This window comes from Streptosporangium sp. NPDC004631, assembly GCF_053601935.1.
This window is the reverse complement of the sequence record NZ_JBSGCR010000009.1, coordinates 56,614-76,069: the sequence shown is the minus strand read 5'-3', so window position 1 is coordinate 76,069 and position 19,456 is coordinate 56,614. Positions and strand designations below refer to the sequence as shown.

General features: G+C 70.3%; 21 protein-coding genes and 1 riboswitch. Of the genes, 10 read left to right on the top strand and 11 right to left on the bottom strand.

Annotated features, from left to right (window positions below; all coding sequences use genetic code 11):
• The first annotated feature begins 251 nt into the window (after window positions 1-251).
• Window positions 252-1,190, top strand: coding sequence for a sucrase ferredoxin (locus ACWEF2_RS11975; RefSeq protein WP_453814396.1), 939 nt, complete (start codon window positions 252-254; stop codon window positions 1,188-1,190).
• Between the two features lie 103 nt (window positions 1,191-1,293).
• A complete protein-coding gene (locus ACWEF2_RS11970) occupies window positions 1,294-1,608 on the top strand; it encodes a WhiB family transcriptional regulator (protein ID WP_012893126.1) in 315 nt (104 codons plus the stop codon).
• 123 nt (window positions 1,609-1,731) lie between these two features.
• Here ACWEF2_RS11970 and ACWEF2_RS11965 read toward each other — a convergent pair whose 3' ends face one another.
• The 7 genes from ACWEF2_RS11965 to ACWEF2_RS11935 all read right to left on the bottom strand — a co-directional run bounded on the left by ACWEF2_RS11965 (window position 1,732) and on the right by ACWEF2_RS11935 (window position 7,715).
• Complete coding sequence (locus tag ACWEF2_RS11965; RefSeq protein ID WP_355590937.1) at window positions 1,732-1,977, bottom strand: hypothetical protein; 246 nt, start codon at window positions 1,975-1,977, stop codon at window positions 1,732-1,734.
• Between the two features lie 52 nt (window positions 1,978-2,029).
• Window positions 2,030-2,290 (bottom strand): hypothetical protein, encoded by a 261-nt coding sequence (locus ACWEF2_RS11960; RefSeq protein ID WP_453814393.1) that lies wholly within the window; start codon window positions 2,288-2,290, stop codon window positions 2,030-2,032.
• Window positions 2,291-2,609: 319 nt separating this feature from the next.
• Window positions 2,610-3,728 carry a ribosome small subunit-dependent GTPase A gene (rsgA, locus tag ACWEF2_RS11955; RefSeq protein ID WP_453814391.1) on the bottom strand — a complete coding sequence of 373 codons (1,119 nt, stop codon included), beginning with the start codon at window positions 3,726-3,728 and terminating at the stop codon, window positions 2,610-2,612.
• A 316-nt stretch (window positions 3,729-4,044) separates the two neighbouring features.
• Window positions 4,045-5,301: a serine hydroxymethyltransferase gene (gene glyA / locus ACWEF2_RS11950; RefSeq protein ID WP_453814389.1), complete on the bottom strand. Its 1,257-nt coding sequence runs from the start codon at window positions 5,299-5,301 to the stop codon at window positions 4,045-4,047.
• 33 nt (window positions 5,302-5,334) lie between these two features.
• A riboswitch (ZMP/ZTP riboswitch) is annotated at window positions 5,335-5,417 on the bottom strand.
• Between the two features lie 18 nt (window positions 5,418-5,435).
• Window positions 5,436-6,401: a YihY/virulence factor BrkB family protein gene (locus ACWEF2_RS11945; RefSeq protein WP_453814387.1), complete on the bottom strand. Its 966-nt coding sequence runs from the start codon at window positions 6,399-6,401 to the stop codon at window positions 5,436-5,438.
• Window positions 6,402-6,479: 78 nt separating this feature from the next.
• Window positions 6,480-6,878, bottom strand: a complete 399-nt coding sequence (locus tag ACWEF2_RS11940) for a YccF domain-containing protein (protein ID WP_453814385.1) — start codon at window positions 6,876-6,878, stop codon at window positions 6,480-6,482.
• A gap of 12 nt (window positions 6,879-6,890) precedes the next feature.
• Complete coding sequence (locus ACWEF2_RS11935; protein WP_453814608.1) at window positions 6,891-7,715, bottom strand: TIGR03084 family metal-binding protein; 825 nt, start codon at window positions 7,713-7,715, stop codon at window positions 6,891-6,893.
• Between the two features lie 336 nt (window positions 7,716-8,051).
• Between ACWEF2_RS11935 and ACWEF2_RS11930 the strand changes: the two genes are divergently transcribed.
• The 5 genes from ACWEF2_RS11930 (at window position 8,052) to ACWEF2_RS11910 (ending at window position 11,826) form a co-directional block, all read left to right on the top strand.
• The gene (locus tag ACWEF2_RS11930; protein ID WP_350917820.1) at window positions 8,052-8,135 is read left to right on the top strand and encodes a putative leader peptide; all 84 of its coding nucleotides are present in this window, start codon (window positions 8,052-8,054) and stop codon (window positions 8,133-8,135) included.
• Between the two features lie 156 nt (window positions 8,136-8,291).
• Window positions 8,292-9,962 (top strand): nitrite/sulfite reductase, encoded by a 1,671-nt coding sequence (locus ACWEF2_RS11925; protein ID WP_453814383.1) that lies wholly within the window; start codon window positions 8,292-8,294, stop codon window positions 9,960-9,962.
• Between the two features lie 82 nt (window positions 9,963-10,044).
• Entirely contained in the window at window positions 10,045-10,188 is a 144-nt protein-coding gene (locus ACWEF2_RS11920) for an Insertion element protein (RefSeq protein WP_355590958.1), read from the top strand.
• Window positions 10,189-10,288: 100 nt separating this feature from the next.
• Complete coding sequence (locus ACWEF2_RS11915) at window positions 10,289-11,017, top strand: phosphoadenylyl-sulfate reductase (protein ID WP_453814381.1); 729 nt, start codon at window positions 10,289-10,291, stop codon at window positions 11,015-11,017.
• Window positions 11,014-11,826 (top strand): sirohydrochlorin chelatase, encoded by an 813-nt coding sequence (locus ACWEF2_RS11910; protein WP_453814379.1) that lies wholly within the window; start codon window positions 11,014-11,016, stop codon window positions 11,824-11,826. The genes ACWEF2_RS11915 and ACWEF2_RS11910 overlap by 4 nt, the downstream gene beginning before the upstream one ends.
• A 62-nt stretch (window positions 11,827-11,888) precedes the next feature.
• On the opposite strand, the gene ACWEF2_RS11905 is transcribed toward ACWEF2_RS11910, so the two are convergent.
• On the bottom strand, window positions 11,889-12,587 hold the full coding sequence (locus ACWEF2_RS11905; RefSeq protein ID WP_453814377.1) for a DUF1707 SHOCT-like domain-containing protein: 699 nt from the start codon (window positions 12,585-12,587) through the stop codon (window positions 11,889-11,891).
• 295 nt (window positions 12,588-12,882) lie between these two features.
• Between ACWEF2_RS11905 and ACWEF2_RS11900 the strand changes: the two genes are divergently transcribed.
• Both ACWEF2_RS11900 and ACWEF2_RS11895 read left to right on the top strand, forming a co-directional pair.
• Window positions 12,883-14,331: an ankyrin repeat domain-containing protein gene (locus ACWEF2_RS11900; protein ID WP_453814375.1), complete on the top strand. Its 1,449-nt coding sequence runs from the start codon at window positions 12,883-12,885 to the stop codon at window positions 14,329-14,331.
• 168 nt (window positions 14,332-14,499) lie between these two features.
• Window positions 14,500-16,143 carry an isovaleryl-CoA dehydrogenase gene (locus ACWEF2_RS11895; RefSeq protein WP_453814373.1) on the top strand — a complete coding sequence of 548 codons (1,644 nt, stop codon included), beginning with the start codon at window positions 14,500-14,502 and terminating at the stop codon, window positions 16,141-16,143.
• Between the two features lie 106 nt (window positions 16,144-16,249).
• Here the strand turns inward: ACWEF2_RS11895 and ACWEF2_RS11890 are convergent, their stop codons facing one another.
• Complete coding sequence (locus ACWEF2_RS11890) at window positions 16,250-16,849, bottom strand: hypothetical protein (protein ID WP_453814371.1); 600 nt, start codon at window positions 16,847-16,849, stop codon at window positions 16,250-16,252.
• Between the two features lie 213 nt (window positions 16,850-17,062).
• Between ACWEF2_RS11890 and ACWEF2_RS11885 the strand changes: the two genes are divergently transcribed.
• Window positions 17,063-17,602, top strand: a complete 540-nt coding sequence (locus ACWEF2_RS11885) for a hypothetical protein (RefSeq protein ID WP_453814369.1) — start codon at window positions 17,063-17,065, stop codon at window positions 17,600-17,602.
• A 175-nt stretch (window positions 17,603-17,777) separates the two neighbouring features.
• Here the strand turns inward: ACWEF2_RS11885 and ACWEF2_RS11880 are convergent, their stop codons facing one another.
• Both ACWEF2_RS11880 and ACWEF2_RS11875 read right to left on the bottom strand, forming a co-directional pair.
• The gene (locus ACWEF2_RS11880) at window positions 17,778-18,911 is read right to left on the bottom strand and encodes a hypothetical protein (protein ID WP_453814367.1); all 1,134 of its coding nucleotides are present in this window, start codon (window positions 18,909-18,911) and stop codon (window positions 17,778-17,780) included.
• Window positions 18,908-19,441, bottom strand: a complete 534-nt coding sequence (locus tag ACWEF2_RS11875; protein ID WP_453814365.1) for an RNA polymerase sigma factor — start codon at window positions 19,439-19,441, stop codon at window positions 18,908-18,910. The genes ACWEF2_RS11880 and ACWEF2_RS11875 overlap by 4 nt, the downstream gene beginning before the upstream one ends.
• Window positions 19,442-19,456 lie beyond the last annotated feature (15 nt).

The window sequence follows — 19,456 nt, the reverse complement described above, 5'->3', positions numbered from 1 at the left end:
GACCGCCGGCTCAGCGTGGAACGCACCGGCCCGCCGACGGGAGGTCGCCGGTCGCCGGACCCTTGGCCCGGCACCGGGCTATTGAAGCAGGGCCCATCGGCCCGGCAGAGTGGAACGACTTTATTGGGCGGCTCTGTTGACACGTGCCCGCCCGAAGGCGTAGAGCGGACACTCCCTGATTTCCGGTCGTCTCACATCACACCTTCAAGGCTGTTAGGTTAGTCTTACCTAAGTTTGCATAGGGGGTAGGTGTGACCACGGGGAGTGTTTCGGATATGACGGTCAGGGGCTGCACGCATCCCGCGGGCTGTCACACCGGCGACCTGCCCGTTCTCGCCAGCGCCACGGTGGGGGCACGGTTCTGGCTGCTCGTCGAGCACTCCGGCCCCTGGGCGTCCCACCTGGAGGACTGCCGACTTCCCGAAGGTGTGCACACCCTTATCAAACGGGCCACAGACCTCGGCGTCCGCCCCCAGCTGATCCGCCGCCCCGGGCGCCGGAACCCCGCGGAGACCGGCATTCACGTCATGGTCGCCGACTCCGCGGCCGCCCAGCCGTGGCTCGCCGAGGGCGTCGTCGCAGGTCCACACGATCTTGACCTGAACGCCTTGGTGGCCGGAGTGGTCCCGGAGTCCTGCATACTTATGAGTGAGCCGGTTTTTCTGGTCTGCACGCATGCCAAGCGCAACGCGTGCTGCGCCCGCATTGGACTACCTCTCGCTCGGTCACTGGCGCGTGTGCTGCCGGACAGAGTATGGGAAACATCACATGTTGGTGGCGATCGATACGCCGCCAACCTAGTGTGCTTGCCACACGGCCTTTACTACGGCAGCATGTCTCAGGCTGCCGCGATCGCGGCAGCCGATGCGTACCGGTCCGGCGAGGTCATCCTCGACCGTTTCCGGGGACGCGCAGGCATCCCTGAGCCACTGCAAGCCGCCGAGCATTTCGTCCGTGCCCACACGGGCGAGCTCTCGGTCGGCGGAGTGGCCGTGGAGTCCTCCAGGTCGGACGGCATCACCACCGAGGCGTTTGTGCGCGGTAGTGGCGCTCGTTTTCGGGTAGTGGTTGAACCCATGACGCTGACAACGCCATGTGGTACGGCTTGCGCCGACACGATCACTACCTATCGGCTGGTCTCGCTGGACAGGCTCACCCCTGTGCGGTACACCACGCCCGTCTTGATCTGACCAAGGGAACATCACGGCCAATCCAGGCGTTGGACCCAGGGGCGTTGTAAGCGTCCAATGCGGCATCAACCCGGAATACCTCTCACTAGAAGGTGGTTTTCTCATGTCTCAGGTACGTCGGCAGACCGCCCGGCCACGGCCCAGCTGGGGCTGGCAGGATGACGCCGCGTGCCGGGGCGAGGACCTCGTGCTCTTCTTCGGTCCTGACGGTGAGCGTCAGCCTGAGCGTGACATCCGTGAACGGAAGGCCAAGGCCATCTGCGCCCAGTGCCCGGTCCGCGCGGAGTGCCTGGACTACGCACTGTCCCGTCCGGAGAAGTACGGCACCTGGGGCGGTCTGAACGAGGACGAGCGCGCCTCCGAGCGTCGCCGTCGTATGCGCCGCGCCGCCAGCGCCGGCATCAGCGCCGTCGCCTGAGCAGTACCCTCCACCCGGCTTCCCCCTTGACGTGTGATCTCGCTGATTCCCCTGCGAGATCACACGTTGTTGTGTACGGCCGGATGCTCCGCCCGCCGGCGGAGAAACGCGGAGAGACCCCGGTCAGCCCTGCGGCGGAATCGGCGGAATGTCCCTCCGGCCGCGTGACGGCAGGGGCTTCACCTGGGAGGCCGAGCAGTTAGGGCAGCTCTGGTCCACCCACGGCGGAGTGGTGATGATCCCCTTTCTCCGCCACATGACGGCACGCCCGTCGGCGGCGTGATAGGCCTCGTAGAGATCTCCCCAGATGTGCAGGCAGCGCAGGCACTGGAAGTCCCAGTCCTCGGCGATGGCGTGAATCTCTCGCATGTGCTCTCTCTTCGCATCGGTGCTGTGGGGTCCGGACGGCAAGCCGTCGGGCCTATATGCGAGAGACACCCAGCAGGATCAGCCGATGGGCCCCGGCCGGCGACGGGACCGGGAAGAACGCGGCGGCCACCGTACGGCCCGGCCGTACGGCCGGGAGCGGGCCCGCCGCGGGGGCGCGGAACGGTCCCGGCGCACCGGTCGGCGCACACGGGCCTCGCCGGTAGCCGACCTCCTGAGAGGCCGGCGCGGCCGGCACCTCGTCGAGGGGGTGCGGGTCACCCGTGACCGTCTCGGCGCACGGCCGCTCGGCCATCAGAGCTGGATCGCCCGGATGCCAGCCGAGGCAGAGCCCCAGGCAGAGGAGGATCGCGATCCACCGCGCCGCCCTAAGGCGCCTGGAGGATGCGCGTCCCCGCGAACCGGCTGTCACACTTAAAGGTTTACCTACTCAGAGTTAGCAAAACTCAACTCAGAGTGATGATTGGCGGACTGCCGAGAACAGAACAGTCGCCGGGTCGCTGAAACGGACGGCTCCCAGCCGGACCCGGGTGACGTGGGCGAACACCCGCCGCGCCCTCCGGCCCCGGCGCACCGGGGCCGGAGGGCGTGCGTCACCCGGACGGCTCCGGATGTCAGTGACGGTTCCGGCCGGACCTGCGCATCTCCTTGTGGATGATCTTCCACTTGTTCTGCAGTTCCTTACGGAGCCGCACGTCACCTCTGGACGCCATCCAGGTGGCCTCGCGCTGGAGTTTGTTCCAGCTGTCCAGCCGCCGTTCGGGGAGCGAGCCGTCCTCGATCGCGGCGAGCACCGCGCACCCGGGCTCGCTGTCGTGCCGGCAGTCGGCGAAACGGCAGCGCCTGGCGAGATCCTCGATGTCGGAGAAGGCCATGTCCACGCCCTCCCCCATGTCGTACAGGCCGATACGGCGGATGCCGGGCGTGTCGATGACGAGACCGCCGCCGGAGAGCGCGATGAGCTCGCGGTGCACCGTGGTGTGACGGCCCCTGCCGTCTCCGGCCCTGACCTGCTGGGCCTCCATCACCGGCTCCCCCGCGAGCGCGTTGACCAGTGTGGACTTGCCCGCGCCCGAGGCCCCCAGCACCACGGCGGTGCGCCTCCCCTCCAGATGGCCGCGCACGATGTCGACGCCCTCTCCGGTGAGGGAGCAGACCGGGTGCACGTCCACCCCCGGCGCCGCGGTGGCGACCTCCCGCATCAGGAAGTCGAGGCCCTCGCCGATGAGGTCGGCCTTGGTGACGAGCACCACCGGCCGCCCGCCGCTCTCCCAGGCCAGCGCGAGCAACCGCTCGATCCGGCCCAGGTCGGCGGTGTCGGTGGCGTGCAGGGCCGGTTCGGCGACGAACACGAGGTCGACGTTGGCCGCGAGCACCTGCCCCTGGGAGTCTCCGGACAGGCCGCTCCGGGAGACCCTGCCGACCCCGCCGCGCACGAACGCGGTCCGGCGGGGCAGGAGAGCCTCAAGCTCGAAGCGGCCCTCCGGCAGCTCGCGGAGCGCGGCCCAGTCCCCGACACAGGGCAGGGCGACCGGGTCGGCGGCGGCGGCCCGCCGTACCTGGGCGCCGTAGTGGACCTGAAGCCGGCCGGAGGCGTGCAGCACCTCGGCGGCGCCTCGGTCGACCCGCGCCACCCGGGCGGGGGTCAGACCTGCGGGGAGCTCGTCGGCGAGAGAGTCGTTCCAGCCGAGCGAGAACAGAGAAGAGAAATCGGAAAAAGCAGAAGAGAACAACGTGGGTACACCCTTTGGGATGGCGGGTGCCCCTGCTCGACGTCGGCTAGACGGGCACCCGGAGGCTGATTGACGGCAGGCTCATCAAAACGACCCGCATAGTCCTCACCTCCAGCACCGGTGGCCGCCCGTCTCCGTGACCGCGACCTCGGCAGCACCATACCTCAGGCCCACCCGTCCCCCGCAAACCCTTTTTCGCCGTGTCGCCCCCGGTGTTCCCGCGCCTCCCCGCCGATATCCGCGTGTCCCCGTACGGCGGGCACGCCAAAAGGCCCCGGGAGTCCACCGTGGATCCCGGGGCCGCACACCGATCAGCTCACAGGCCGGGAGCCGGGAAGTGGCCGGTCATCTCCCGCACCTCACCGTGGACGCGGGTGACGACGTGCTTGGCCTCGTCCTCGTCCTTGGCCAGGGCACTGACGACCTGGTCGATCCAGGCGCCGATCTGCCGCATCTCGGCCACGCCCATGCCCCGGCTGGTCACGCCGGCGGTGCCGATCCGGATGCCCGAGGGGTCGAACGGCTTGCGCGTGTCGAAGGGCACGCTGTTGTAGTTGGTCTCCAGACCGGCCCGGTCCAGGGCCTGCGCGGCGGGCTTGCCGCCGATGCCCTTGGGGGTCAGGTCGAGCAGGATCAGATGGTTGTCGGTGCCACCGGAGACCAGGTCGAAGCCCCGGCCCTTGAGCTCCTCGGCCAGCGCCTGGGCGTTCAGGACGATCTGGCGCGCGTAGTCCTTGAAGTCGTCGGCCGCCGCCTCCTTCAGCGCCACCGCGATGGCCGCGGTGGTGTGGTTGTGCGGGCCGCCCTGCAGGCCGGGGAAGACGGCCTTGTTGAGCGCCGTGGCGTGCTCGTCGGAGGTGGCCATGAGCATCGCGCCCCGGGGACCGCGCAGGGTCTTGTGCGTGGTGGTGGAGATGACGTCCGCGTGGCCGACCGGCGACGGGTGGGCGCCACCGGCCACCAGACCGGCGATGTGGGCGATGTCGGCGGCGAGGACGGCGCCGACCTCACGGGCGATCTCGGCGAAGGCGGGGAAGTCGATGGTGCGCGGGATGGCGGTGCCACCGCAGAAGATCAGCTTGGGCCGCTCACGGAGGGCGATCTCCCGCACCTCGTCCATGTCGACCCGGCCGGTGTCCTGGCGCACGCCGTACCGGACCGGGGTGAACCACTTGCCGGTGGCCGAGACCGACCAGCCGTGGGTGAGGTGACCGCCGAACGGCAGGCCCATCCCCATCACGGTGTCGCCCGGCTTCAGGAAGGCCAGGTAGATGGCAAGGTTGGCGGGCGAGCCCGAATAGGGCTGCACGTTGGCGTGGTTCACGCCGAACAGGGATTTGGCCCGCTCGATGGCGAGGGTCTCGATCTGGTCGATGACCTGCTGGCCCTCGTAGTAACGCTTGCCCGGATACCCCTCGGAGTACTTGTTGGTGAGGACGGTGCCGGTGGCCTCAAGAACGGCCTTGGAAACGTAGTTCTCCGAGGCGATCAACTTGACGGTGTCGGCCTGGCGGCGCTCCTCCGCCCTGATGAGCTCGGCGATCTGCGGATCGACGTTAGATAGAGAACCCATGGCGCCTTCACTCCCCTGTCATGGTTGACAACGCACGGAGACCCAGGCGTACGGCCTCCGCTTCTTCCGCTCCCCGGTGGTCTCTCCCACCCAATGCGCCAGTCGCGCTTTAGACGATAGCGGACCTGTGGTACTCAGCCCGCACGGGCGGCACGGCCCGAACCGTCCACAGGCCAGAGCCGGTCCACCTCCGCGTTGAGCGTCGCTCCGATGAGCACCGCCAGCGCGGTGATGTACAGCCACAGGAGCACCGCGATCGGAGCGGCGAGCGAGCCGTAGATGGAGACCGGGGAGAACCAGACGGCCAGCACCGCGCGGAGTACGGCGGCGCAGGCGATCCAGATGATGAGGGCGAGTACGGCCCCCGGCAGCTCCCGCCACCAGCGCGTCCGCACCGGCACGCTCACGTGGTAGAGCAGGGTGAGGAAGAACACCGAGCCGACGACGACCACGGGCCAGTAGAGGCTGTTCACCAGCCCGGCGTAGTCGAGGGGCAGGGCGGCGCGCAGCACCACCGGGCCCAGCACGAGTACGGGCATGACCAGCAGCCCGACCATCAGGCCGGCGAGGTAGAGGCCGAAGGACATCAGGCGGGTGCGGATGATGCCGCGCTCCTCGCCGAGCCCGTAGGCGACCGAGATCAGGTCCACGTAGACGAACAGGGCCCGCGAGCCCGACCAGAGCGCCAGCAGGAAGCCCAGCGAGATCAGCGAGACCTGGTTCTCGGGGTTCAGCACGTCGTCGATGAGCGGGGTGACGACGGTGTTCACGGCGTTGTCGGTGAAGAGCAGATGGGCCTGGGTCTCGATCCAGGTTCTGACGTTCTGCACCGTCTCCGGGCCGAACACCCGGGTGAGCTGACCGAGCACGCCGATCAGGCCGAGCATGAACGGCGGCAGCGACAGCAGCGCGAAGAAGGCCGCCTCACCGGCCAGACCGGTGACCCGGTAGGTGACGCCCGCGTTCGTGGTGGCGCTCGCCAGTGCCCACGTGTCCGTGCCACGCACCCAGGACAGGCCGGCACGCAGGCGGGCCCGGCGCCCACGCGGTGGGCGTCTGCTGGGGCCGCGCCGGCCTGCCGGAGCGTCGGTGGACGTCATGCCACCCAACGGTATGCCCAGTGTCTCTTGATCACGAGTTCACCCGGCAACGATCGAATCTCGGGTGCGTTGCCGCCGCTACCTGCGGTAAAACGCGTCGGCGTCATCCACGTCGACGATCCGGGCGCCCAGCGGCAGCAGCGAGACCGGGATCAGCTTGATGTTGGCGATCCCCATCGGGATGCCGATGATCGACAGGAAGAGCGGGATCGAGGTCAGCAGGTGACCGATGGCCAGCCAGATCCCGGCCACGACACACCAGATCACGTTCCCGACGGTGGACAGGCACCCCGCGCCGGGGTCGCGTACCACGGTTCGCCCGAAGGGCCACAGCGCGTAGGCGGCGATCCTGAACGACGCGATGCCGAACGGGATCGTGATGATCAGAATGCAGCAGACGATGCCCGCGACGACATAGCCGATGGCCAGCCAGATCCCCGCGAACACCAACCAGATGACATTCAACAGAGTGCGCATGATCTGAGCATGTCAGGTGGAACACGACCCGCTCCATCGGGTGCGTCCCTGAGAGATCCCCGATGCGAGAGGGGTCCGCCCCCTACCCGGCGCCCCGGCGAACGCCTGGGCGATCCCCGCCCACGCCCGCGCGGTCTCGCCCCGCACCTCCAGGAAGGTGTCGTCGAGATGGCGGCGCTGGACCACGAGCAGGCAGAAGTCGAGGGCGGTCCCCCTGATCAGGTCCGGAGCCCCTACCGGCCCGGCCGTCCACCACGACCCGTCGGGCATGGTCAGCTCCACCCGCAGCGGGCGGGGCGGTGGCGGCAGGCCCCGCACCGCGAAGCCGTACGGGATGGCCAGGACCCCGATCGTCACCACGTGCCTGAGCCTGGCGGTGGGGATCCGCACCACCCCGAGGGCGTCCGCCACGTCCTGCCCGTGAGCCCAGGTCTCCATCAGCCGCGCGGTGACAAAGGACGCGGCGGACATGTCGGGTCCGTACCAGGGCAGCCTGGTGCCGGGGTCCAGCCGGGCGAAGACCTCCAGGCACCGGGCCCTGGCCTCGCGGAACCAGTCGTGGAGCCGGGCGGGGCCGAGGTCGCGGGTGGAGACGGCGATCTCGTCCGCCGCGGAGTCGCCGCGGGCCAGGAAGGCCGGCAGCGTGGCGCGGAACCCTTCGGGGTCGGTCGCGGCGGTGACAGCGGCGTCGTCGAAGTAGGCGAGGTGGCTGATCTGGTCGCGCACCGCCCAGCCCTCCGCGGGGGTCGGCAGCTCCCAGGCGGCCGGATCGAGTCCTTGGATCATGGTGTCGAGCTCGTCGGTCTCGGCGCGTAGATCCGCCAGCAGCTCGCCCATCAGGCCCACGGCACCTCCTCGTCAGGGTTCAGGCAAGGGTAACGGAGCGATGTTCTGGAAGGAACTCCCTTAGAGATCTTCTGTGCCGGTGTTCCGCGCAGAACTCCCGCACAGGCTCCCGCACAATGGGAGGGTGATCTGCGACAGGTGCAAAGACCGCAGGCACGACGAGTGCCGGGGCGGCTCATGGTGCGACTGCCAGCACCAGGCCCCCGATAACGCGGATGAGGTCAAGGAGTCCGGCCTGAGCTGGCCACGCCAAGGTTGAGCCTGGGAAGAGTCCAGATTTTGGACCACACATTGGACATCTCGGGTCATCAAGGTATCGTCGTGACCATGCCAGCGGACCCGTTGCTCGTCGTGCGACGCCACGTCGACCTCCTGCGTGTCCGCAGTGCCATCTGTTGCGACGTCCGTTGACCGTCGCCCCTTGCTGATTTCGTCCAGCCCGGGCGCGTGACAGGCGTCCTTCTCTTTCGCGACCAAACACCTCACCGCGCTCGACCATGAGGCGGCGAGAATCGCCTGCGCGCGTCCGGAAATCACTCACCGATTTGCCGAAGGAGATGCGCGCTTATGACGACTCCCGCTCAACCCGCCACCCCCCCGCGTAACGAAGGCCAATGGGCCCTCGGGCACCACCAACCCCTCAACCAAAACGAGGAGAACAAACACCTCGACAACGGCCTCAACGTCCGCCACCGCATCATCAACACCTACGCCAAACAGGGCTTCGACTCCATCGACCCCACCGATCTCCGCGGCCGCATGCGCTGGTACGGCCTCTACACCCAGCGCAAACCCGGCATCCACGGCGGCAAAACCGCCATCCTCACCCCCGAGGAACTCGACGACCGCTACTTCATGCTCCGCATCCGCATCGACGGCGGCCGCCTGACCACCACCCAGCTCCGCGTCATCGCCGACATCTCCACCCAATACGCCCGAAACACCGCCGACGTCACCGACCGCCAGAACATCCAACTCCACTGGATCCGCATCGAAGACGTCCCCGACATCTGGGACCGTCTGGAAACCGTCGGTCTGTCCACCACCGAGGCCTGCGGCGACACCCCCCGCGTCATCATCGGCTGTCCCCTCGCCGGCATCGACGCCGACGAAACCATCGACGCCACCGACCACATCCGGCAAATCCACGACACCTACATCGGCGACCCCGCCTACGCCAACCTCCCCCGCAAATTCAAAACCGCCCTCAGCGGCTGCCCCGCCCACTGCACCGTCCACGAGATCAACGACGTCGCCTTCGTCGGCGTCACCACCCCCACCGGGCAGGCCGGCTACGACCTCTGGGTCGGCGGCGGCCTGTCCACCAACCCCATGCTCGCCCAACGCCTCGGCGTCTTCGTCGCCCCCGACCACGTCAACGCCGTCTACGGCGCCGTCCTCAGCATCTTCCGCGACTACGGCTACCGCCGGCTCCGCCACCGCGCCCGCCTGAAATTCCTCCTCAACGACTGGGGGCCGGAAAAATTCCGGCACATCCTGGAAACCGAATACCTCGGCCACCCCCTGCCCGACGGACCCGCCCCCGCGCCCCCTCGCGGCGGCCGTCGCGACCACGTCGGCGTCTTCCCCCAAAAAGACGGCAACCTGTCCATCGGCTTCGCCCCCAAAGCCGGCCGCCTCAACGGCACCCTCCTGCATCTCATCGCCGACCTCGCCGAACAACACGGCTCCCACCGCGTCCACACCACCGTCGAGCAGAAGATGGTCATCCTCGACGTCCCCCCCGGCCGAGCCGACCACCTCGTCACCGAACTCCACGCCCACGACCTGCCCGTCCACCCCTCCACCTTCCGCCGCCAGACCATGGCCTGCACCGGCATCGAATTCTGCAAACTCGCCATCGTCGAAACCAAAACCGTCGCCGCCGACCTCATCGACGAACTCCAGCGCCGCCTGCCCGACTTCGACCAGCCCCTGACCATCAACGTCAACGGCTGCCCCAACTCCTGCGCCCGTATCCAAACCGCCGACATCGGCCTCAAAGGACAACTCGTCACCGACCACACCGGGCAACAGGTCGAGGGATTCCAAATCCACCTCGGGGGCTCCCTGGGCACCGCCCCCGGCTTCGGCCGCAAAATCCGCGGCCTCAAAACCACCACCCGCGACCTGCCCGACTACATCGAACGCGTGCTCGGTGCCTACACCAAACAACGCGACCCCGACGAAACCTTCTCCCAGTGGGCCCGTCGCGCCGACGAGACAGACCTCACATGACCCCCCACCACCACAGCGCCGGCGCCGGCCACAAGCACACCCACACCAGTAGCGACCACGACCACCGCGCGGGGAGAAGCCGATGAGCGAGCGAGCCGTCCCCTTCCACTGCCCCTACTGCGGCGAGGAGGACCTCCAGCCCCACGAGGACCACGGCGGCTGGTACTGCCGCTCCTGCGCCCGCGCCTTCAAACTCACATTCCTCGGACTCGGAGCCCGGTCATGACCCGGAGCCAAGGCACGACCACCCACCCGGTGCAGAGACAAAGACAGAAGCAGGAGCAGAGGAAACACAAACACCCGGAGAAGAAGGAGGTGAACAGCCGATGACCACCGTCGACGTCGACATCCGATCACCCCGGCACCGCGACCCCCTCGACCTGCGACACCTCGTCGAATCCGCCGGACGATTCCTGCACGACGCCCCCGCCCCCGAAATCATCCGCTGGGCCGCCGCCACCTTCGGCGACCGCCTCTGCCTCACCTCCTCCATGAGCGACGCCCTCCTCATCCACCTCGTCAGCCGCGTCAAACCCGGCATCGACGTCCTGTTCATCGACACCGGCTACCACTTCCCCGAAACCCTCGGCACCCGCGACGCCGTCCGCCACGTCCACGACATCAACCTCATCGACGTCACCCCCACCCGCACCGTCGCCGAACAGGACCACGACCTCGGCCCCCGCCTCTTCGGCCGCAACCCCGACCTCTGCTGCCACCTGCGCAAAGTCGAACCCCTCAACCACGCCCTGCGCCCCTACCTCGCCTGGATCTCCGGCATCCGCCACGACGAGACCACCACCCGCACCACCGTCAAACCCGTCGAATGGGACCCCAAACGCCAGATGGTCAAGATCAACCCCATCGCCCGCTGGACCCAGCACGACGCCGACACCTACATGGCCGACCACGCCATCCTCCTCAACCCCCTGCATCACGACGGCTACCCCTCCATCGGCTGCGCCCCCTGCACCCGCCGCGTCGCCCCCGGCCACGACCCCCGCAGCGGACGCTGGGCCGGAACCGCCAAAACCGAATGCGGCCTCCACCAATGACCCGGTACACCCGCAACACGACCACGGCCTGGTACCCGCGCGAGGCGACCACGGCCCGGCGCGTGTGCGCCGGGCCGTCCGGGCCGCCGCTGGTCGCGGTGGCGCACGGGTCACGCGACCCGCGCGCCGCCGCGACGGTGGAGGACCTGCTCGACCTGGTACGGCGGGCACGCCCAGAACTCACCGTGCGTACCGCCTACCTCGACCACGCTCCCCCGACGATCGCCATGGCACTGTCCGGGCTGTCGGAGGCGGTGGTGCTGCCGCTGCTGCTCACCGCCGCCTACCACAGCCGCGTGGACATCCCCGGCGTGCTGGCCGAGGTGACGGCCCGCAGACCGTTGCACGTGCACCGGGGCGCCACGCTGGGCCCGCATCCGCTGATGGTCGCCGCTCTGGAGCGGCGACTGGCCGAGGCCGGGGTGGAGCCGGGCGACCCCGGCACCGCGGTGGTGCTGGTCTCGGCCGGTTCCAGTGACCGGCGGGCCAACGCGACGGTCGCCGGAATCGCCGGAGACTGGGCCCGGGGGCGCGACTGGTGGTCGGTGACCGCCGCCTACGCCTCGGCCGCCGGGCCCACACCCGCGCAGGAGGTCCGGCGGCTGTTCGACGCCGGGGCGCCACGCGTGGTGGTGGCCCCCTATCTGCTGGCCCCGGGGCACTTCGCCGACAAGGTCCGCGCCGACACGCTGGCCTCGGGCGCCGATGTCGTCGCCGACGTGCTCGGTGCCGCCCCGGAGCTCGCGACCATACTGGTCGAACGCTACGAGCAGGCCCTGCACCCGGCGGTCCAGCCGGCCACCGCCTGACCTCGGTCCCGCCGACCGGGAAGGGTCACCACCCCGCGGGCCCACGCCCCGGGGTGGACGGCCTAACGGTGCGGATCGGACGGCGGCAGAGACTGCCGAGGCTCGCTCATGAGCTCGCCGCGCAGCTCACGCCACTGCTCCCGCCAGGCGGCCCAGGGTTTCTTGACGGGTTTGGCCCGGGAGTCGCCGATCACCTTCACATCGCCCATGATCACATAGGCTCGAACCCGGATGAGCGGCACGTTCGTACCGGCGGGCGCCTCGATGACCTGGACCTTCTTGTCCCCCATGATCGCGACGCCGTCGAGTTCGACATCCACCCCATCCGGAACGATGATCTTCACATCGCCCATGATCACGGTGGCGACGATGTCCACCACGTCGGTGCGGACCTCGGCCTCACGCAGATCGAGCACGACGTCGCCCATCACGGCGACGGCGCCGAGCCCCTGGTCGATCCGCCACTTGCCGCGCCGCTTGGAATCCCCCATCACGGCCACGAACCACCGCCGCGCCTTGCCCTCCCGCGCCGCCACGGGCTGGGCGGGGACGTGGGCGACCCCGGGCGCCCCCTGACCGTCGGACGGCAGGTCCGAGGTGATCACGACCAGCTCGGCCTGGGTGACGGCGGTGTAAGCCGCCTCCGTGCGCTCGGTCAGCTCTCCAAGTGTCAGACGGCCCTCGACGGAGGCGACACGCAACCGCTCGACGGCGGCCTCCCGCTCGGCGTCTGAGACCCGTATTGCACCGGGATCGTTCATAACTCACAACATATCGCGAGTTGGTGGAACGGTGGATCCTTCGTAAGGAGGACTCCGTGGACTACACCTACCGGAACCGGAACCGGCCGAGCGGACCCCACTGAGGCCGGGGAGCCGGACCCGAACCGGAGAACGGGACGAGACCGGGGCCGGGACCGGGATGAGGCGGGGAAAAGGGGGTCGGGCCGGAGAACGAGGACGGGACGGAGACAGGACCGGGACCGGGACCGGGACCGGTGGACACTTGGGCCGCCCCGGACCCGCCTGTGCGGCGGGACAGGTTAGGGTCCCCATCATGTACGAAGAACTTCTGGACGCGGTGGCCGTCGACGACGCCGAGCGGGTGGAGCGCCTGCTCCAGGGTGGGACGAGTGCGGATCCGGACGGCGCGGCGGAGACGACGGCGCTGTACGCGGCCTCGGCCGGCGGCCGGGTGGCGATCGTGCGCGCGCTGCTGGCCCACGGAGCCGACCCGAACCGGATCAGCGGCGGTGAGGAGGAGGGCCTGCCCCTGTGCGCGGCCGCGGCCTGGGACCACGTCGAGGCGCTGGAGGCGCTGCTGGGCGCCGGAGCCGCTCCGGCCGGGCGGGAGAGCCAGGGATGGACCGCGCTGCTCTGGGCCGCCTCCAACGGGCAGGACGACGCGCTCCAGACGCTGCTGAAGGCCGGGGCCGACCCCGAGGACGCCAACGACGACGGCGAGACCGCGCTCACCCTGGCCGTCCGGCGCGGGGCGCTGGGCGCCGTACGCGCACTGCTCGGCCACGGGGCCGACCCCTCCCGGCCGGACGGGGAGGGCGACACGCCACTGGCCATCGCCTACGACTGGCTGGGCACGCAGTTGGAGAGCGCGCTGCTGGAGCAGATCACCGAGCAGGCTCCCGACGGGTCCCAGTTCGTGGTGGGCCGGACCCGCGCCAAGGACGGCACCGACCTGGTGACCGTCGCCGCCGTGGGACCCGACGGGGAGCGCGTGATCGAGTTGCGGTGCCAGCGCGGTCACGCGGCCGTCGCGACCCTGCTGGAGGACGCGACCGCGGAACGGCTGCCCTTCGACGAGCTGGCGGAGCGGGCGCTGCCGTACCGGGACGTCGACGAGGAGGCGGAGACCTGGTGGACGGTGGCAGGCTCGCTGAGCCGGCGGGGGGACGAGGAGACCTTCGAGGCCGCGGCGCGACTGTGCACCGCGGAGGATCCGCGTAAGCGGGAGTTCGCCGTGGACGTGCTCGCGCAGTTCGGCTTCACCGAGGACGGCAAACCGTTCCTCGAACGGACGCTGCCGATCCTGCGGCGGATGGCGGCCACCGAGGGCGACGAGCGGGTGCTGCGCTCGGTGCTCGGCGCGCTCGGCCACCACGCCGACCCCCGGGCCCTGCCCGAGGTGCTGGAGATCATCACCGCCGGCGGCTGGACCCGCACCCAGGCCGACCCCGCCGCGCTGGCCGCCGTCCTGCCGCCCGGCCACGCCGACGGGCTCGCGCTGCTCATCTCGATGTCGGAGGACTCCGACGAGGAGGTGCGCGATTGGGCGACCATGGGTCTGGCGTGCCTGACGGAGGACACCGAGCAGATCCGGGACGCGCTGGCCGCACGGCTCGACGACGAGGACCTGACCACGGTGGCCGAGGCCACCCGGGGCCTGGCCGTCCGGAGCGACCCGCGGGCGCGACGAGGTGTGTCCCGGGTGCTCGCCGAGAGCGACGAGGACGACGACTACATCCGCGACCTGGTCAAGGATCTCTGACCGCGGATGGAGCCGGAACCCCGTCGCGGCCTCCCGGGGCGGGCGTGGTTTACCCGTGTGCTTGCGCGAGCACCGGAGGCCGGGTTCTGTGGAGTGCGACAGTCCTAGAAAACGAGACATTTTTGTCAGAATCCGGCGAAGGTTTGGCCGGGTTCCCGGAGGCCGCGCGTGACCCATGATGTCTTCAACCAGGCTCCCCCGTTCACCGGCCACGACCTGTCGTCCTCGGACGCCGCGCTCCTGAGCGGGGTGGTCCGGGAGAACGCGGGCTGGGCCACCGGGGAGCTGCGCCGGCTCGGCGCGCTCGCCGGCTCCGAACGGGCCGGGGAGTGGGGGCGACTGGCCAACGAGCACCCGCCGATCCTGCGCACCCATGACCGGTACGGCCGGCGGATCGACGAGGTCGAGTTCCATCCGGCCTGGCACGAGCTGATGACCGTCGCGGTAGAGAACGGCCTGCACGCCGCCCCCTGGGCAAGCGACCGGCCGGGCGCGCACGTGGCCCGCGCGGCCAAGTTCTACCTCTGGACCCAGGTTGAGGCCGGGCACGGCTGCCCGATCTCCATGACCTACGCCGCGGTCGCCGCGCTGCGCCAGGACCCCGCGCTCACCGCCGAGTGGGAGCCGCTGCTGGCCTCCCGCGACTACGACTTCGGGCTGCGTCCACCACTGGACAAGCGCGGGGTGCTCGCCGGGATGGCCATGACCGAGAAGCAGGGCGGCTCGGACGTCCGTGCCGGCACCACCCGCGCCGAGCGCCTGGGCGACGGTTCCTACGCCCTGACCGGGCACAAGTGGTTCAACTCCGCGCCGATGTGCGATGTGTTCCTGGTCCTCGCCCAGGCCCCCGGCGGTCTGTCGTGCTTCCTGCTGCCCCGGGTCCTGCCCGACGGCACCCGCAACGCCGTCCACCTGATGCGGCTGAAGGACAAGCTGGGCAACAGGTCCAACGCCAGCGCGGAGGTGGAGTATCACGGCGCGACCGCCTGGCTGGTCGGCGAGGAGGGCCGGGGTGTGCGGACGATCATGGAGATGGTCAACATGACCCGGCTGGACTGCGTGATCGGCTCGGCGGCCGGCATGCGGTACGGCGTGACACGGGCCGTTCACCACGCCACGCACCGCGCGGCGTTCGGCAGGAGGCTGATCGACCAGCCGCTGATGCGCAACGTCCTGGCGGACCTGGCCCTGGAGTCGGAGGCCGCGACCACGCTGATGACCCGGCTCGCCGGGGCCGCCGACCGGGCCGTCGCCGGGGATCCCGCCGAGAGCGCGCTGCGCCGTACCGCACTGGCCGCCGGCAAGTACTGGGTGTGCAAGCGCGCGCCCGCCCACGCGGCCGAGGCGCTGGAGTGCCTGGGCGGCAACGGTTACGTCGAGGAGTCACAGCTGCCCCGGCTGTTCCGCGAATCCCCGCTCAACGGCATCTGGGAGGGTTCGGGGAACGTGGCGGCGCTGGACGTGCTCCGCGCCCTGGGCCGCGAGCCCGAGGCGCTGGAGGCGTTCTTCGCCGAGGTCTCGCCGGCCGCCGGGGCCGACCGGCGGCTGGACGAGGCCGCCCGGCGGCTGCGCGGGTCTCTGGGCGACCTGACCGACGTCGAGGCCCGCGCCCGCCGCGTCGCCGAGGAGATGGCCCTGGTCCTGCAGGGCTCCCTGCTGGTACGGCTGGCTCCCCCGGCCATCGCCGACGCCTTCTGCGCCTCCCGGCTGTCGGCCGGGGCCGGTCGCGCCTTCGGCACCCTCCCCGCGGGCCTGGACCTCAAGGCCGTCATCGACCGGGCCGTCGTCGGCTCTCCCGTCGACTCTCCTTGAGCGTGGGCCCCCGGGCTCCCGCCCCGGGGAGAAGGTCAGCCGTCCGTCCCCGGCGCCTCCGCTGAGAACCCATCGGCCGCCGCCCGGCCGTCAGGCCGAGGAGCCGTTATCTGACCCATCCCTGGCGCCTCTGATGGTAGGCCGCCACGGCCGAGGCGGCCTGGGCGTCGTCGGCCAGCAGCCGGGCGAGCCGGTCCAGCCGGTGGCTGGCGCAGAGGGCGTAGCTCTCGGCCCACCACTCGGAGGAACAGTCCCGGTATCGGTCCAGGACGAGGAGTGGGCGGCAGGAGCTCATGATCCGCCGCCATTCGGGGGTCTCGTCCATCTCGTCCAGGTCACACAGCACGTGCCCGATCATGTGATGGACCAGTGCCCCCGACGAGTGCGCCCCGCCCGCGATGACGATCGTGCGGCCCACGTAGATTCCCGCGGAGTGCGCCGCCACCCGGGCGTCACAGGAGTCGTCCGGCTCGGGCGGCTCGGGAAGCACGTCCGCGCCGAGCCAGATCCCGTCGAGGTCATCGGCCAGCCGGGTCGCCAGATGGGCCGGGAGAACGGCCAGTTCGTCCACCGCGATCACCAGATCACGGCGCGGCGTCCCGGACCAGTGCCTGTGGATCACCCGCTCCAGCACGCCGCAGTCGCGGGTGCCGTCCCGCGGCAGCGGGTCACGGTGTCCTGTACGGCTCGAAGGGGGGGTCCTCATGCGGAGCGCTCCGTTCTGCCGAAGAAATGTTCTCCGGTGGTAAACGTCCACCGGAGTGGCGTTCATTACAGGTGGAGACATGGATATTCATTGATTTCAGCGAGGCAAAGAAGCGATCTTTCAGCGGCGCGTGTCCATTGGCTGGTCTACTCTCGGCCCTCGAAAGGCGATCGATATCGCAGTCGCGATCGATTCCCCCAAAAAGGATTAATCATGAGAATCAACCTGAATGGACCGGGGGCGGCCTGTGTCCTCCTCCTGTCGGGCACCCTTGTCGCCCCGCCGCCGGCCTCCACCGCCGACCCGCCCTCCCGGTGCGCGGCCGAGATCGCGCGGGCGGTCGAGGAACAGCTCGCGAAGGCGCCGCAGGCACGGTTTATCCCGCCGGACACGCTCTCCTACGGCGACGGCTCCGAGGTGATAACGTTCCGGCCGCCGTCCTGCGGGCCGGCCCGCCGAAGCGCGGAGCGCGACTGCGACGGGGACGGCGTCCTCGACAACGCGGTGTGCCTCTACGACCGCCGGGCCTTCGAAGGGTCCCGGCAGGCCATCAAGGCGACGGGGGCGAGGAGACTGAACTGGACGGGCGTCATCATGTCCATCAGGAACGACCGTCCTTTTGTTTTCCTCGTCAAGAAAAGCCGCGGTGACGACGGAGCCTGTTTCCCCTCCGGGGAGGGCTACGGCAATGTGAGCGACATCAGCGAACAGCGCTGGGTGAATGCCCATCCCAGCCTGCGCAGATGTCCTTGACCCCCGGACGCCTCGAACGGCCGTGACTCCGGCGGGACGCCGGCCGCGGCATCCCGTCCGATCGGCCGGGGGCGGACCGTGAACGGGTCGCGGATCGACGGCGGCTCAACGGCGCGACGGCCACGGATCGACGGTGACCCGGCGGCGGCCCCGCTACAGCCCGGGGCCCCGCCGGTCACAAGGTCCTCCCGGCCCCGTTCACCCATCTGCCGGCGAGATACGTCCGATACTCCTCGACGGCGGGACGGGCTCCCCCCGGGCCGCCCGTCCCCCCGGCCCTGATCAGCTCGGTCGCCAGAAGCCCCCCGGTCGCCGGGCTGACGACGAACACCCCCAGCAGCGGGCCGTCCTCGAATCCGAACGCCTCCCCGGGTCTCCCGCTCCGGTCCCTGACCCGCCCGAACAGCCTCAGGTCGTCCTGGGCCGCGAAGACCCTCCACAGAGCCGCCGACAGCGCCGGCTCCACCACGTCGTGGGAGTGCAGGTTCTCCATCGCCCTGACCAGGCGGCGCGTCACCGTCATGGTGGTCTGCGGCTCACTGCCGAGGAGCTGCCCGCGCAGCTCCGGGGCCGAACGCGACAGCTCGGCCGCCCGTGGCCGCAGATCCGCGGCCAGGCCGGTGTCCCGATCCGCGACCGGGCCGACGCCCCGGCCCGCCGGAGGCCGGGCCCGCGCACCCACCGGGATCTCCGCCTCGCCGCCCCCGAACGGCCTGCCGGCCGTCCTCACCCTGAGGTAGGTCCCCCGCCCGCTCACCGGCGTCCATCGCCGGACCACCCACGGCACGACCTCCGAGGTGGTGCCGTCCGGTGCGACGGTGGTGGCGGGCAGCCACTCCTCGGTCGTGACGTAGCTCCACGGGCGCGTCACGGGGCGCGGCCGGTCCGCCGCGATCGCCGCCAGCTCCAGCAACCTGGCCGACGCCCTGGGGAAGACGGTCATCGGGCGCGGCGACGGGGCCGGCAGGGGCTCGGTGTTGGAGATGCGCGTGATCCTCGCCAGATCCTCCGTGATCCGCGGGCCGACGCGTCCGGCGACGGGGGACGGTACGGCTCCGGCGGGGGGCGGGGTGCGCGGGGCGCCGAGCGGGAGATACAGGGAGATCACCGTCGCCGCCGCGGCGCCCAGGGCCGCGACCGCCAGGGCCGACCCCCTCCTTCGGGTCCGCCGGGAGGCGATGTCACGCAGGATCCTCCGGAGGATCTCCTCCTCGTCCCCCCGGCCCATCCTCTGCCGCACCTCGTGCGGGAGGACCGGATTGTGCCTGACCATGAGCTCACGGACCTCGTCGCGGCCCTCGGCGGTCACCTGCCCCCCTCCCCGCACCACAGGCGCATGCCGCGCAGCAGCTCGGCCAGCCGCAGCCGGGCCCGGCAGAGCCGTACCCGGACCGCGTTAGGGGTCAGGCCGAGGACCCTGCCGACCTCCTCGATCGCGAGGTCCTCCCAGTAGTGCAGGCGGAGAATCTCCACGTCCTTGGGGCGCAGGCGCGCCATGGCCGTCTCCATCGCGGTCCTGACCTCTTCCTCGTCGTGTGCTCCGTCGCCGGGCTGGTCGGGCGGGAGCTGTCTCAGCAGCCCGACCAGCCGCTGTCTGCGCCCCTCTCCACGCGTGGCGTTCCGCACGTGCCCCCAGGCCACGCGGTACAGCCAGGCGACGACGGCCCGTTCGTCGTCCCTCGGGATCCGGTGCCTCTTGTGCCAGGCGGTCTGGAAGGTGCAGGAGGCGATGTCGTCGGCCCCCGTGAGGCCGACCCGGCGGGCCGCATACGCCCATACGGGCTCATAGAAGGCGCGGAACATCCAGTCGAACCACTTATCCTCTTCCTCCTTCGACATGGCCGCCCCTTCTCC